The following is a 14,443-nucleotide window of genomic DNA, read 5'->3' on the forward strand; positions in this document are numbered from 1 at the left end:
ACTCTCAAAAGTTCTCCTTGCTTGACCCTTTTTAAGGCTGAAGACAAAAAAGGAGAAATACATGAAATGTAAGCGGCAATTTTTTATTGCATTGTTTGACGTACTTAGCTCACAGCTGATGACAATTGGAGACATTCTGTTTGTGATTTTTGTTGTGCAACTAATAACTCAATTCGAAGTTGCAGAGAGTTATCCGTTTACCGGAATGAAAGGCTATTTGCTAATTTTGCTTATCTATTTGTTATCGCTTGCTTCCCACTTACAAAGTGCAAGGCTGCGAAAAAAATAGAATGTTCTTGGAGCACCGCTGGGTGCTCTTTTTTCTTCTAGTTATTTGCCTATTACCTCTCGACACTTGCTTTTCGCTCTTATCGAAGATGCTAACAACGTAATCGGTACGATTATGTAAAAAAGCTTGAGCAAAGCTCAATAACGACTGCGTAGATAATAATTTTGTGAAACAGAACAATTATCGGAGCCGGAGGCAGCATCGCAGATTAACCACTGTTTTCGTTTGCCCTAGCAAACTTGCTGAGTATTGCGGAGCAATAATCTGCAACCTTCGCAACAACGTTGTGAACACTGCGAGCGGGGGTATTCCTCGCGACGCTTTCCCCGAGCAGAGAACGGGGAAAATAGTGGTTAATCAGCGGTAGCTGACTCCGAGCAACGCTTCTGTCGCCGTCGCAGAGCGGCAAGTGCCAGAGTAGCGACGAGTCGCGTCCACTCTGGCTTGCAGAAGTGTTGCTACAACGAAGTTGTTTGTGTTTTTCGTAAGAAAATCATAATTGCTAAGCGTAGTGCTTAGCGTTGCGAAGCTCCGGCAGGATGCAAAGCATCATGCCCTACCCTGCTGATTTCTCTGGGTTGGTTTCTATGTAGTTTTGAAACTATAAAATGGAGATAAACATGAACTATATAGAAAGAGCGATTGAAAACTCGATTAGACACATCCTTGTATCAAAACCGAGCGATCCAGCTAGCCTCGGACTACTGAGAGAAAATGCTGTCATTGCGATCATTGGTAGCTATGGCGTCACATCGAAAACTGTTGTTCAGCGACATCTGGAATTAACACGAGAAGGTGTTAATAAACTTATTAACAGAATGAAAAAGAAAGGGCTTTTAGCGGTTCATCCTTCATTCGCTAACATTGACCGAAGCTTTATCATTTTAACATCTCAAGGTATTCGCGAAGCAGAGCTATTACTTAACCGAGAGTTACATTTGCGCTCTGATGTGAGTCGGATTAATGAAAGAAACATGATCCATGATTTGTCAGTGCAACTTGTTGTGCTTGACCTTGTGAAGGCCAATAAAATAAAAGGCTTTGCTTCTGAGCGTGATATCGCAATCCAACTGGAAAATCGCGCCAATGACCCAAGACTCATTGATGCTCTTGTCGTTGATGCGAATACAGACTGCCGTATCGCAATTGAAATGGAAACATCTAACGCAAAGAATAAATCAAATAGTGACCTTCGCGCTAAGATCCTGTCGAAATATCTACAAGAATTTGAAGACGAGAATGGGCTATACGAGTTCGTATATATGTATAGCCACCGACAAAGGTTTCTTACTCAGATTGAGAAAGCACACGCTAGGCTGTTTTCTAATAGCCACAGCACTTTTACTGAAAGCCAGCAAGCCAGGCTTAACGAGCAAATCAAATTCCAGCACAAAGAGTGTAGTCTTTTATATGAGCTAATGTTCAACAGCAAAAGGCAGCTGGGAGACGAAAGATCATCAATTGTCCATAGGGACGAATTTCTTGAACAATTGGCTAAAATGGAAGAGCTTGCTAAACGCAGTGGTGACAGAGTTGTTGAACTTAGGCTGGATGGGTTCCGCGATGCAGGTAAAGCATTAGGGTTATTAGAATGATAAAGAAGTGACCTTAGGGAGCCAGTAGGCTCCCTTTTCTTATGGCTTCTAGTAGCTTTAAGGGGCATTGAATATCGTGTTGATATACAAAGCACCTTTAACACATGTACCCCTGCATGTGACGAGTTAGCGAGGAAAGCGCAGCCGAGGTTTACCGTACTTTCAATAGTGTGCCGCCCAGTTTCATGAATCCTAAGCAGTGTATGTAAAGGATAGGCTAACTCAACTAAAACTACATAGGCTCTAATCAGGAAATTTTTCAGCATAATTTACGTGACATTGAAAACTTTAGCTGGAGTACAATTTTTTTGTTGAGAAGTGAACGTGATCGCGACATATTTCCATCTCAACTATTTAACGGTACGCCTATAACCAAATCTCGTACGGGAGCAAGAATATTACATAAAAAACGCTTAAAATGACTGGCGCTGGCCCTTGCCACAAGTAACGGGCTAGACCTTGCAGAGAAGTCTTTAATCCACTGTACATAGATAAAGTTCTAGCTTTATCCAACTAGGCGTACCGTCCTTTTTACAATGCTTCTGTTAGTCTCAAAAGCATCGATTCACATCGAGGCTTTATAGTGCTTGCTGGAAAAAAATTAAATGTAAAGAATCTCTACCCATTATCAGACCTAGACTGAATGGCCTAGCTTTCCTCGAAACAGAATTCTCGGAAATTTTTTAGAAAAAAGAAATTTCCTCTGACCAACGACAAATTTTCCTTTCCTAGAGCTTAGTTAGTTGCAGGACTAACTATGAGGAAAATAAATGAGAATATACTATGAAAGCCTTTTCAACGCGTGCTTAAAAATGAGCGGTAAGTGGATGTCGCTGAGTAACAAAATAATTGCTATTGCTACAATTAATACGCTCTGGAACATTGCATTTTTGCTGCTGGATTATCCAGAGTTCATTGTATACCAACCCCTTTCGAATAGACTGTACCTAATTGCTTTCGGGTGTCTTGGGGTCGGTCTAGCTCTAGCGTTAATTGCGTTTTTGGCTATGCGAAAATTGGAAAGCGAATAATATTGAGCACCCGTGAGGGTGCTTTTTTCTGGCTTACTTAACACAAAACATATTAAATGTTGCTGTGACCTCTTGACCAAACTCCGTTCCGTTGTACGATTGCGCATAAATTTGCCGCTGAGAGAAGGTTATATTATCTACCCCATAATAGACTTTATAGTTATCAGACTCGTATTGTCTACACTTGTTTTTTACTGTTTTTTCAACCACGTTTTGTCTGATATGATTCATCAAAGATTGATATTTGTCATCCCCGACGCCTCCTTTCGCAGAAGCCCAGTTCATTCCGAAGTATTCATAAGAAAGATTAGGGGCATAATCTCTAATGCTACCTGCGTGAATCCCGCCATTTACAAGTTCACCAGAATAAGCCGGAGCGACCAAGGGCAATACTACAACTAAGGCTTTTATTTTTTTCATTGTTCAGTTTCCATACTAGTTAATCATTTTGTTTTTTCGGCGGAAGGTTTTACATAGATTCAATAGAAAAATCAAGACCTAGAGATACTTATAGGAAAAAAGGGCTGCAAAGCAGCCCTAAAGTAGTTCGATCTGTTCAGTCCATTCATCAATAGCTTCAGTAGAAAAGTATCGTTTTTTCGAAACTCCAAACGTATTTTCAAACTCATCAGAATCAACAAACTCAGAGTTGACGAAATTGATGATTTGCATCTCGAAGAGCAAAAACAACAAACATCTCTCATGTGGTTCAAAATACTTCTTTTGAAACCCCTCCGGCAGCTGCTTCACTAGAGCATCTGACAGAACAAAACCATTTGTGATGAAATGTTCGTTCTTATGCTCGTAAATATAATCGAGAGTATTTGGATCAAAGAACCAGCATAGACGGAACTTATCCGGCCACTCAGTTCTAGTTGAACGTTTAAATTGATGAATAAACTTGATATTCAGATCACGTGTATTTGTCTTGTTGCTCATTTATAAGTCCTGATAGTAAACCTCAGGACTAACTAGTCACTCTTCAGGGGACTTTTGTGAAAGCTGATGCCACATATTGGATGGAGCATTAAAAAATAGAACATTTGGGAGGTGAAGCGAATCGATTTGGCAATCACATTGCTGCTGAGCTATCGCAGTCAATGAAATTGAAACTATCAGATTTTTCCTTAAATTTCTAGTGGTGGAAATACGAATTAATCGAGGAAAATATGACGCTGCTTTCAAAAACACTTTTCGATCATTGCGACGTTGAAGTTAATTCATCTCCAGACACAGAAGACACTAATATACAAAATCCTGTGACGGTAAATCCAGCATCTGGGCTACCTATGATAAAAGGCTCGGTTGTTGATGTAGCGGGTAATCCACTCGGTACTGATTTTACAGAAGAATAGACCTCTTTACTTAGCTTCCAAGACATCGAGAATCACATGACTGACTCTTTTAGTTGCGATTTGATTCATGCACATTCAGAAAACATATTTGAATGCCACACTTCGAGCGACCTTATATCAGACAGTTTTGACAGCACCTGGGACAATGGTTTTGATGAATATTGAAAGCAGAGGTTGAGTACGGAAATTCGGTCTAAGACTCACAGAAAACTTTAAAGCCATTTATGCCGATTTGTTATTTGTATATACCTAAAAGGCATACACAAAAGCACGTAATTTTTCTGAAAATTTTTTTGTTTTGTAACCTGAATTCAGTTTTATAAACAAAGAGAAATAAGTCTTGACCAACCCAACTAGCATAAACATCTCCGAGGTAATGGACAACCTTGAAAAAATCGAATGGATTCTGAATAAGATCACTTTCCTAGAGAGTGAGCTTGCGAAACTCAAAAAGCCACAAAATCAGTGGCTAACTTTGGAAGAAGCAGCAGCTGAACTAGGTAAAAGCGTAAGCGCCGTTCGTCAGCGAGTGAAGAACAAGAATAAGCCAATGCCTGAGGGTAAGGTGTGGAAGCAGGCTGATAAAGGTCACGCAATTTCTGTAAACGTAGTAAATTTTAGGAAGTATATGTGATGGGTAGTTTGTCAACGAGCATCATGGAACTAATCAGCAAGCACAAGGGCTTGAGCGTGCACAAAGGAAACATCCGTGTGCAGTTCAAAGTACCTGATAAAGTAAGCCCAATCAGAAAATCGCTTGGCTACGCGCCTACTGTAACGAATATTGCGCTAGCTGTATCGACTCTGGCAAATATCAAAAATGATATTGCCAACCGTCTCTATGAAGTTGATAACGAAGCGTTCTGGGATAAACATTTTCCATTACGCTCTGACAGATTGCCGTCAAAATTAACCGTTGAGCAATGCTTTTTAGCTTATCGAGAAAAAAAGAAATCTACGATTTCTGTCTCTATGCAAAACAAGCTAACAACGGCTTTAAGTTGGTTGAAATTCTATGGACATGGCAAAAAATTACTCGTTGAACTGGACAGGAAAACACTTGAAGAGTTACGAAGCAAAACCGTTACTGGCAATAAAGAAGGGAAATTTAAAGAAACTAAGTTTAAAGGCTGTTCTGTAGCAACTGTAAACGACTACAGCAATGTTGTAGGCAGAGTTTTGGCTTTTGCAGTGAGAGAAGAGTTCATAAAACATAACCCGATGAAAGACGTTGAGCGACTCTATGAAGACGAGAGCAGAAGCAGAAGATTGAGATTTGTGGCTGAAAGCGACATAGGCGAGTCGGAGTTGGAAGATGAAGATCTTTGTGTTTGCCCGTTCAGCAAAGCTGAATTAGATGAGCTTATTGCCACTGTGCATCTTCCCAAAACAAAACTAATGATTCGGTTTCTGGCTTGGACAGGCCTGCGCCACGGAGAACTGAAGGCACTTGCTTGGGAAGACGTAGATTTAAAAAGTAGGAAACTAATTGTCAGATATAATCTAACAAGGAATGGCACTCTCAAGCCTCCTAAGACAAAAAATGGACGCCGGATCGTTAAACTACTACCAGAAGCGGTAGAAGTTCTGGAAAAAATAAAAGAACTGTCGGCTCAACTTCCAGCGCGACAAGAGAGAATCTTATTCAAAAACAATAAGTCAGAGCTAGTAATGCGACGAAGAGTATTCCTTAGCCGAGGGAACTTGCCTTACAAACGTCCAGAACTCACCACTGTTAACGGACAGTGGGAAACGTGGCTAAAAAAAGCAGGGCTTCGCCATCGTCCAGCTTATCAACTCCGACATACCTACGCGAGCCAGCTGCTAATGGCTGGAACCAGTGCTCTCTGGCTAGCAAAGCAAATGGGCCACGGGGATACCAGCATGATCCACAAGATATACGGCAAATGGATTGAGGAAGAAAAACCAGAGTTTATGGATAATTTGGCAAAAAGCTTGGGGCAGAGTTACTGAAATCGGCCAAATACCAATACAAAGCACTCATCTTGGGTGCTTTTTCAGTTTTACAGTTAACTACACCATTCATTAAGTTGACAAACAAGAAACACCATCGTCGTTTTCTGTTGCTCTTTTATGAAAATCAAACACTAGATATCTCCACAAACGAAATCAATTCTGGCGAACAAAAAACAACCAAAAATCAAAAGGTTAAAGAGAAAAATTTGTCAGCATCTTTTACAGCCAAAATTCGAAATTATACAAATAAATATAAACAACTGTTTTATATTAACTTTTTTAAATGGGCTTGATATTTGCATTAGAGGCTCCCTCACATTGTGAGCTAATAAAAATTAAATTTAAGAATATTTTAGAAAAGGAATTTAGATGAAACGTAGTTTTTGGAAATTACTTTCCGTTACCTCACTTCTGAGCGCTTCTCAATTTGCAAACGCATCATTAATTAACGTAAATGGGTATAGCCTAGATACGGAAACGAGCATCGTAAGTGATGGAACTTTAGAGTGGTTGCAGTGGGACGAAACTATGGGAATGTCTATAGAAGCTGCTTTAGATAAACACGCTGGCTGGAGCCTTGCAAGTAACAAGCAGATGGCTAATCTGTACAATAATTTCTTTACAGGTATGGCATGGGCGAGCATCGAAACTGGTATGGATTCCGAATTCCACAGCGAAAGACCATTTGACGATATCCCAATATACAATAGCTTTCTAGACTTGTTTGGTCACCGATTAATATCCATTGATAAAGACAACGCTGAATATACCCAAACTTATAAAAACTCTCGCCGTGTAATAGGATCGTATTACGGCTCAGACGAAGATGGCGATGGCTTTTATAAAGCTGCCTCGGTACGCGATTGGTCATATAGCACAAAGTATTTTAAAGACACAGGTGAGACGCGCCACCTATATACTCCAGCAAACGCCAGCCTTTTACAAGACAGGTATAGTTCTGATGAAAGTTATCAGAACTTTGGTGTCGCTCTAGTAAGGACTGCTTCGGCGACGGATTCTACTGAAGTTAGTGAGCCAACTAATGCATTAATATTTGCGCTCGGTATTTTTGGTATGCTGGCCCGTAGATTCAAAAGCTAGTAAATAGCCATCTTAAATGACAAAGGCTCTGGTAAACCCAGAGCCTTTTTCATAAATCTCTTTGTCCCCTATTTGTCCCCGTAACTTTTTACAAAGTCAGAGGCCAATAAATAAAGGGCTTGTGGCCTAAAACGGCATTTTGAAGCCAGGAGGTAGTGGCATTCCACCAGTTACATCACCCATCTTCTCTTTGCTAGTTTCTTGAACTCGACGTACTGCGTCGTTAAATGCTGCAGCAACCAAGTCTTCAACCATATCTTTGTCGTCGTCCATCAATGACTCATCAATGTCTACACGACGTACGTTGTGATTGCATGTCATGGTGACTTTAACCATTCCTGCACCCGCTTCACCGGTTACTTCAATTTTGGCTAGGTCGTCTTGTGCTTTTTGCATGCGCTCTTGCATTTGCTGCGCCTGCTTCATGATATTGCCCATTCCACCTTTAAACATAATTTTTGTCTCGCTTCGTTTTGGTGTTAATAATTCTGCTATCGCGCTTTAACCGAATCGGTTAGCACTGACGCATCGAAAGTCGATAGCAATGCTTGAATTGTATCGTCGGTTTTAATCACCGAATGTGCATGCGCATGGCGCATGGCATGAATCTCTTGTTGTAACGCAAAAGGTGTAGATGCTGGTTCACCTAACGTGATATTTACTTCAACGTTTTCACCCAACCCATGATGGATTGCATCAACCAATTGCTTTTTCGCACTATCATTTAATAAGTGCGTCTGACTATGGTCAATTTCAAGGGACACTTGATTGCCATCACGAGAAAATGATGCGTGCAGCACCAATTGTTTAAGTAAACCAGCAACCGGCATTTGCTCAACTAAGTTGCTCCATTCGTCAATTTGGCTAGCGTGAGTTAATTTGCTTCCGTCATTTAAGTACGCCTTTAACTGTCCGTCATAGGTACTGCTCAGCGGGGTATCAAAATTTAGTGCATCCCGCGCAAAAGACCGATCTCCCACACTTTCCATCTGCTCTGGAGCATCCTCGTAATTTGAGCTGCTATCTGAGGGAGCTTCAACATAATCAGCACCTTCAACGTGTTGAGGCGGTTGATTATCGTAATCAGTAGCCCAAGGTGGCATATCTTCTGTAGACGCCGCTGTACTTGGTTGAGCGACAGCTTCATCATTTGAAAAAGGCATATCCTCTTCAAATTCATCAAGCGAGAAATCGCTCGTGTTGTTTGAGCTAGAATGATTACTTTCTGACTCGCTAGTTTGCATAGTGTCAGTAGAATGCGCGTGAGTAATGCCTATAGACGAGCCTGAATTTGTACTATCCAGTTGAGGATCGTCATCACGTGCAATGCTATTGTCTTTATATCCTGAGCTGCTTTCTATAGGCTCCAGGCTGTTATCTTCAAGTTCAGGGCTACCATTTACAGGCTCAGGGTTATGACCTTTAAGCTCTGGGGTATGATCTTGCAACTCAAGGCTATCGTCATGCCCAACGGGACTTAAATTACCACTCTTGCTTTCGTTATCAGCGCTAGCCTGCCCTGCACCATTATCGCCAATATTATTAATTCCATTTGCAGTTTGTGCAGTACTTAAGGCCTCGGCTTTACTTTTGGTAAAGCGCGCTTGAATATCACTTGCACTTTCGGTTTTAGCATTCGCTGCACTGGTACTTTTTGCTTCTGCGTCTTGTGCTTTTCTTTGCTTTAGCTTTTGACGAAGTGCCAACATATCTGCCGTAGAGGTAAGCTGTTCCTCTGCGGTTAACGAGGACGCTTCACTTTCGCGCGACAACGACTCGCTGTTTTTATGAGAGCCTTCAGCGTCATGAAAACCTTCAGCGTTGTGAAAACCCTCAGCGTTATGAAATTCTTCAAAACCTAAGGAGACATCGACTTCTGACGGAGGCGGCATATCGTCCATGTAAGCATCTAGCGGAGGCTCATCAAAAAGCTGCTCGGCCTCGTTTTGGGGGGCATTGGTGTCCTTTGGCGATGGTTCACGCTGGGTAGAAACGTTTCCTGTTTGTACGGCGGTATTTTCTGCAGCTACATATTCAATAGACGAAGTTGGTGCTAACTTTACAGATTCATCACCATGTGCAGCGTCACGGTCCAGCCCTGTTGTTTGAGTCGACGTTGCACCTGATTCCACATGAGATAGCGCCGACTGAGCATTACTTTCACTCAACTCGCTTTCATCAACGGCTGCAGACTGCTGTACTTGCTGTGATTCAAATGGCGACGTCTTTTGAGGCTGTTCTTGCTGCTCTTCATCAATTATTGATGTAGCAAGTGAATCAGGGGTAGATGGCGCACTTTCTGACGACTGGGTAGAGGTAGATTCAACCGATAGATGTGAAGGCGTCTCCTCCTGCACATTGGTTGCAGAAGTTTCGCTTAACGGCGCTTCCTCCTGCTTACCGACGTTTCCCGGGCCACCACTGGAAGAAGCATGATCTACAGGTAAACTATGCTCACTCCTCCCGTTTTCAATCTCACTTGCGGTGTCGTCGATGGGGATGTTTGGAGCAAACGACATCATACGCATCAATGTCATTTCAAACGCACTTTTTCCGTCTGCCGCAAACGGTAAGTCTTTTCTTCCTTGCAGTGCAATCTGGTAAAGCAACTGCACTTGCTCTGCTGGAATAGTTTTCGCTAATTGAAATATCGCTTTAGCCGACGTGGTTTCTAGCTTACATGCTTCAGGCACCCATTGCGTTAACGCTATTTGGTGCAGCAGGCTGGCCAATTCGCTGTGGACGTTGTCATAATCTGGTGCTTGCTCCGCAATGTCATTAACTAACTGCAATACATCAGCAGGACTTTTACTTACCACCGCATGAACCACTTTAAGCAACTGGTTCTTGTCCATCAGGCCAAGCATGTCGGTTACTACCGATGACAGAACCTGATTTCCACCCTGTGCAATAGCTTGGTCCGTTAAACTTAACGCATCACGCATACTGCCTTGAGCAGCTCTAGCTAAAAGCGCTAGCGCTTGTGGCTCAAAAGGCAACTGTTCATGTCCTAAAATATGCTGTAGCTGCCCAACAATTTGCTCCCGAGACATAGCTTTCAGATTAAACTGCAAGCAACGGGATAATATGGTTATTGGAAGCTTTTGAGGATCGGTAGTCGCCAGTAAAAACTTAACGTGTGGAGGTGGCTCTTCCAGTGTTTTCAACAGCGCATTAAAACTGTGTTTTGAAAGCATGTGTACCTCATCGATAAGGTACACTTTGTAACGCCCGCGAGTTGGTTTGTATTGCACGTTATCAAGAAGTTCGCGAGTATCCTCAACTTTGGTTCTTGATGCAGCGTCAATCTCTAACAAATCAACGTAGTTGCCCTGCTCTATTTCTTTACAGGTGTTACATTGACCGCAAGGGTTTGCCCCTTGTCCTTCTTCGCAGTTAAGGCTTTTCGAAAAAATACGTGCAATGGTGGTTTTACCTACGCCTCGCGTACCTGTAAACAGATAAGCGTGGTGTAGACGATCGTTATCCAAAGCATTTGAAATGGCAGAGACAACATGTTCCTGACCCACAAGTTCACTGAACTTGCCCGGTCGCCACTTCCTTGCTAGTACCTGATAACTCATTATTACGTATTTCGCCTTTTGCTAGTTATGCTTTATAGCGATTATTCGCCTTCAAACTCACAAATAGAGTAGCTTTCTATATCAAGCGCACTCAATTTCTTTTCGCCACCTAGGTCCGGTAAGTTAATCACAAAACCTGCGTGATTTATTTCACCGCCCAATGAACGAATTAGTTTTGCAGAAGCGGCTATCGTTCCACCTGTTGCAAGTAAATCGTCAATAAGAAGGACTTTATCACCTGGCTCAATAGCATCTTTATGGATTTCCAATGTATCCATGCCGTATTCAAGCTCGTAGCTCTCGCTAACTACTTCACGAGGAAGTTTGTTGGGTTTTCTTACTGGAACGAAGCCTATGCCCATTTCGATGGCCAATGGCGCACCAAAAAGGAACCCGCGCGCTTCAGTACCTGCGATCTTGGTAAATCCCATACCCTGATACTTTTCTACAAGTAACGAGATACAGCTACTAAAAGCTTTGTGATCTTCTAAAACGCTAGTCACATCTCTAAATAAAATACCTGGCTTTGGATAGTCAGGTACGGTTTTCACTACTGATTTAATATATTCTGCAGTCACAATTATGCCTTGAATGTCTGCGTTATAACCAGAAGGTGAACCAGCCGGCGATGATATGCATCAACGGGAACGCGATTAGAGTTACTAGCGATGCTAGAAAGTACCACTTGTTATAGACTTCTTTGAAATCTGAATTGTCAGCCATTTGCACTACCTAAACAATTTTGTGAACAAAAAAATGGTGCTAAATGTTAATCGAAAGCAAGCCCGATTGACAGCGCTAATATGTTCGATCGCTCACTTTCAGACCAGATCTTAGCGAAAGTTTAATATAAAGCAGCTAAATAGTAAGAGTTACTTAGAGTACTGGAAGCAGTATTCCTTTTTGTAACATATCAGTGAGGGTCTGGTTCATACCATTTACAAGCACGTTTGACGGAATTTGGGGAAGTTGTTGGCACAACGACTCTGCTAATTGCTCGATTTCCATTCCCATTTCATTTTGTTCCAGCGTGTTGACTAGAATAGCCGTTACCGGATTAACATGAGCAAATTGAACGTCAAACTCACGGTCTCTGTAAACAACGTAGAACTGCTGTTCTTGGGCAGGTTGCTCTGGGATATAATCCTCACCAATTAAATGGACTTCAAACTGATATGCTGCCAACGAGGCATACGGTGACACCCTAATCGCGGTAACATTGTTTTCTTGCTGATAGAACTCAACATTGTCTTCATTTTTTCTAATACTGACGTCAAGCTCGAGCCACTCATAGTGAGCAAGCTCCGCAGCAAAGTCGGGCAGAGTAATATCAAAGGTTGGCTGTGTTGAAAGGTACTCAACGAACTCTTTACTTATTTCAGCAAAATAAGGAGAGCGGCATTCGTGCTCAATAAAAAATTTACGCACAATACTCTCCCATCCTTTTTCACCATACTGTTTTAACACAATAGATTTTAAAACTGGAAATCCGGTACTGACGAAATTATCGATGTTGTTAAAAAACAGGGATTGATATATTTTCATCCGACGAATGTGATCAGCGTCGGTATCACAAAATGTCTGTGGGTCTTTGATCGCATCAACGAACGTTTTTTGAGTGGCTTGAAATGACTGAGTCACGCGACACTTCCCTTAACATTTGACACTCGAACAGCTTGGCATTTTGCTTGAATTTGCTTAATTTTCTTCACTTCCGACAATAATTCGCTCAACGGGGGAATATTAAAATCACGTTCTAGCAAAGTCGGAAATAAGCCGTGAGTAAGGTAAGCGTGCTCCAATAATTCCCATACGGGCTCAATGACATCAGCGCCGTGAGTATCAACTTTCAAATCCTCCGCTTCATCATAGTGACCAGCAATATGCCCATACACAATTTTGTCTGAGGGCAAGCCGTTGATAAACGCTTTCGCATCGTATTTATGGTTGATACTGTTTACGTAAACATTGTTTACGTCCAGAAGCATTTGGCAACCCGACTCTTTTAATATGCGCGTGGTAAATTCAAGCTCATTCATCTCTTTGCCTGGAGCAATGTAATAAGAGACATTTTCTAGGACCAGTGGTCGTTCAATAATATCTTGAACTTTAACAATTCGAGATACTACATGCTTAATTGCCTCTTCAGTAAAAGGAATTGGCATCAAATCGTACATATGACCGTTGCCAGAACAAAAGCTTAAGTGCTCGCTGTACAATGCAATGTTGTTAGCATCTAAAAATCGTTTAATGGTTTTTACAAACTCGACATCTAGTTTGTCGCTACTGCCGATAGACAAAGATAGCCCATGCGTTGTAAAGAGAGCTTGTGAAGACGCTCGCTGAAATTGTTCTTGGTATTTTCCACCAAGTGGGATCCAATTTTCAGGGGCTGCTTCCCAAAAATCGACCTCAGATGGCAATGTAGGTAAAAGGTCATTTAGCATTTCACGACGAAACCCAAGACCTGCGCCACAAATGTTTTTCATATCTTCCCCTTTTACCGCATGGAATTGCACAACAGCAAAATATATTTTTAGACAAAAATGGCCATCATTCGACAGCCATTTGTTGCTAAGCTTAACTCGTATAGCCTTACATCATTCTATCTCACGCTACACAATGTTAATTGAATAACAATTACATGCTACCGCATTTGCCTTCACCGCACTTACCTTCTTTAGCTGCTTTCTTGTCGCCGCCACATTTGCCTTCGCCGCACTTACCTTCTTTAGCAGCTTTCTTGTCGCCGCCACATTTGCCTTCGCCGCACTTGCCTTCTTTTTCTGCTTTGTCGCCGCCACATTTACCTTCGCCGCACTTGCCTTCTTTCTCTGCTTTGTCTCCGCCACATTTACCTTCGCCGCACTTGCCTTCTTTTTCTGCTTTGTCGCCGCCACATTTACCTTCACCACACTTGCCTTCTGCAGCAAATTGGCTGTAGCCAGATTCTAGTGCCTGTATACCAAATGGATTAACGTCTGCTACTGCAACTGTTGACGCCAAAGAGCCAATTACAACTGCACCCAACGCTGTAGCTACTGATGATTTTTTAATTTGTTTCATTGATCTACCCTCAATAATATTAGTCATGTTTGACGTACAGTAAGCACGTGTACTTTAAAAGACCCTGTTTGCTTAAAGGATATTTCATTAAAATTAATTTTTTTACAGTTATTTTGTATCCAATTGATATTATTGATTTTTATAAAATTCGAAATGCACATTAAAGCTTGAATAAGTAACAAGTAAAGGGGTCAGAGTACTTTTTCTGAATTTTCGGTACTGGGGATAACGGTATAACTGCGTACTCACCTTGATAGTAATAAAGTACTTCGCCCCCATTTTTGAGGTTCGGCTGAAGGAGGAATGGGGTCAGAGTCGTGACTCTGACCCCATTATTTTTCTTTGGTGCAGAAAGCAAAAAACCCGCCGTTAGGCGGGTTCTTCTTAATGGGACCTGGCAGTGTCCTACTCTCACATGGGGAAGCCCCACACTACCATCGGCGCT

16 protein-coding genes are annotated in these 14,443 nt (G+C 41.9%); 7 read left to right on the forward strand and 9 right to left on the reverse strand.

The window, feature by feature from the left end:
- Positions 1 to 61: 61 nt before the first annotated feature.
- The 3 genes from ACXAGK_RS17115 to ACXAGK_RS17125 all read left to right on the forward strand — a co-directional run bounded on the left by ACXAGK_RS17115 (position 62) and on the right by ACXAGK_RS17125 (position 2,915).
- The gene (locus ACXAGK_RS17115) at positions 62 to 289 is read left to right on the forward strand and encodes a hypothetical protein (RefSeq protein ID WP_474857158.1); all 228 of its coding nucleotides are present in this window, start codon (positions 62 to 64) and stop codon (positions 287 to 289) included.
- A 620-nt stretch (positions 290 to 909) separates the two neighbouring features.
- Entirely contained in the window at positions 910 to 1,884 is a 975-nt protein-coding gene (locus ACXAGK_RS17120; RefSeq protein ID WP_474857159.1) for a hypothetical protein, read from the forward strand.
- Between the two features lie 770 nt (positions 1,885 to 2,654).
- On the forward strand, positions 2,655 to 2,915 hold the full coding sequence (locus ACXAGK_RS17125; protein ID WP_071952018.1) for a hypothetical protein: 261 nt from the start codon (positions 2,655 to 2,657) through the stop codon (positions 2,913 to 2,915).
- Positions 2,916 to 2,948: 33 nt separating this feature from the next.
- Here ACXAGK_RS17125 and ACXAGK_RS17130 read toward each other — a convergent pair whose 3' ends face one another.
- Both ACXAGK_RS17130 and ACXAGK_RS17135 read right to left on the reverse strand, forming a co-directional pair.
- Positions 2,949 to 3,335, reverse strand: a complete 387-nt coding sequence (locus tag ACXAGK_RS17130; protein ID WP_474857161.1) for a hypothetical protein — start codon at positions 3,333 to 3,335, stop codon at positions 2,949 to 2,951.
- Between the two features lie 117 nt (positions 3,336 to 3,452).
- A complete protein-coding gene (locus ACXAGK_RS17135) occupies positions 3,453 to 3,854 on the reverse strand; it encodes a hypothetical protein (RefSeq protein WP_474857162.1) in 402 nt (133 codons plus the stop codon).
- 230 nt (positions 3,855 to 4,084) lie between these two features.
- Here ACXAGK_RS17135 and ACXAGK_RS17140 point away from each other — a divergent pair, with 230 nt between their 5' ends.
- The 4 genes from ACXAGK_RS17140 to ACXAGK_RS17155 all read left to right on the forward strand — a co-directional run bounded on the left by ACXAGK_RS17140 (position 4,085) and on the right by ACXAGK_RS17155 (position 7,348).
- On the forward strand, positions 4,085 to 4,270 hold the full coding sequence (locus tag ACXAGK_RS17140) for a hypothetical protein (protein ID WP_474857163.1): 186 nt from the start codon (positions 4,085 to 4,087) through the stop codon (positions 4,268 to 4,270).
- 340 nt (positions 4,271 to 4,610) lie between these two features.
- Positions 4,611 to 4,904 carry a hypothetical protein gene (locus tag ACXAGK_RS17145; RefSeq protein ID WP_474857164.1) on the forward strand — a complete coding sequence of 98 codons (294 nt, stop codon included), beginning with the start codon at positions 4,611 to 4,613 and terminating at the stop codon, positions 4,902 to 4,904.
- Positions 4,905 to 4,927: 23 nt separating this feature from the next.
- A complete protein-coding gene (locus tag ACXAGK_RS17150) occupies positions 4,928 to 6,244 on the forward strand; it encodes a tyrosine-type recombinase/integrase (RefSeq protein ID WP_474857165.1) in 1,317 nt (438 codons plus the stop codon).
- Positions 6,245 to 6,616: 372 nt separating this feature from the next.
- Positions 6,617 to 7,348, forward strand: coding sequence for a hypothetical protein (locus ACXAGK_RS17155; RefSeq protein WP_474857166.1), 732 nt, complete (start codon positions 6,617 to 6,619; stop codon positions 7,346 to 7,348).
- A 126-nt stretch (positions 7,349 to 7,474) separates the two neighbouring features.
- On the opposite strand, the gene ACXAGK_RS17160 is transcribed toward ACXAGK_RS17155, so the two are convergent.
- From ACXAGK_RS17160 to ACXAGK_RS17190, 7 genes are all read right to left on the reverse strand, one after another.
- Positions 7,475 to 7,801, reverse strand: coding sequence for a YbaB/EbfC family nucleoid-associated protein (locus tag ACXAGK_RS17160; protein ID WP_014950049.1), 327 nt, complete (start codon positions 7,799 to 7,801; stop codon positions 7,475 to 7,477).
- A 38-nt stretch (positions 7,802 to 7,839) separates the two neighbouring features.
- Complete coding sequence (dnaX, locus tag ACXAGK_RS17165) at positions 7,840 to 10,932, reverse strand: DNA polymerase III subunit gamma/tau (RefSeq protein WP_474857167.1); 3,093 nt, start codon at positions 10,930 to 10,932, stop codon at positions 7,840 to 7,842.
- Positions 10,933 to 10,973: 41 nt separating this feature from the next.
- On the reverse strand, positions 10,974 to 11,510 hold the full coding sequence (apt, locus tag ACXAGK_RS17170) for an adenine phosphoribosyltransferase (protein ID WP_202942946.1): 537 nt from the start codon (positions 11,508 to 11,510) through the stop codon (positions 10,974 to 10,976).
- A gap of 22 nt (positions 11,511 to 11,532) precedes the next feature.
- Positions 11,533 to 11,655, reverse strand: a complete 123-nt coding sequence (locus tag ACXAGK_RS17175; RefSeq protein ID WP_256253717.1) for a hypothetical protein — start codon at positions 11,653 to 11,655, stop codon at positions 11,533 to 11,535.
- Positions 11,656 to 11,808: 153 nt separating this feature from the next.
- Positions 11,809 to 12,573, reverse strand: a complete 765-nt coding sequence (locus ACXAGK_RS17180) for an HvfC family RiPP maturation protein (protein ID WP_474857168.1) — start codon at positions 12,571 to 12,573, stop codon at positions 11,809 to 11,811.
- Positions 12,570 to 13,421 (reverse strand): HvfB family MNIO-type RiPP peptide maturase, encoded by an 852-nt coding sequence (locus ACXAGK_RS17185; RefSeq protein WP_474857169.1) that lies wholly within the window; start codon positions 13,419 to 13,421, stop codon positions 12,570 to 12,572. The genes ACXAGK_RS17180 and ACXAGK_RS17185 overlap by 4 nt, the downstream gene beginning before the upstream one ends.
- Before the next feature lie 151 nt (positions 13,422 to 13,572).
- Entirely contained in the window at positions 13,573 to 13,998 is a 426-nt protein-coding gene (locus ACXAGK_RS17190; protein ID WP_474857170.1) for an HvfA family oxazolone/thioamide-modified RiPP metallophore, read from the reverse strand.
- Between the last annotated feature and the right edge of the window lie 445 nt (positions 13,999 to 14,443).

The sequence above is a fragment of the Alteromonas sp. ABM1_013 genome (assembly GCF_056160505.1).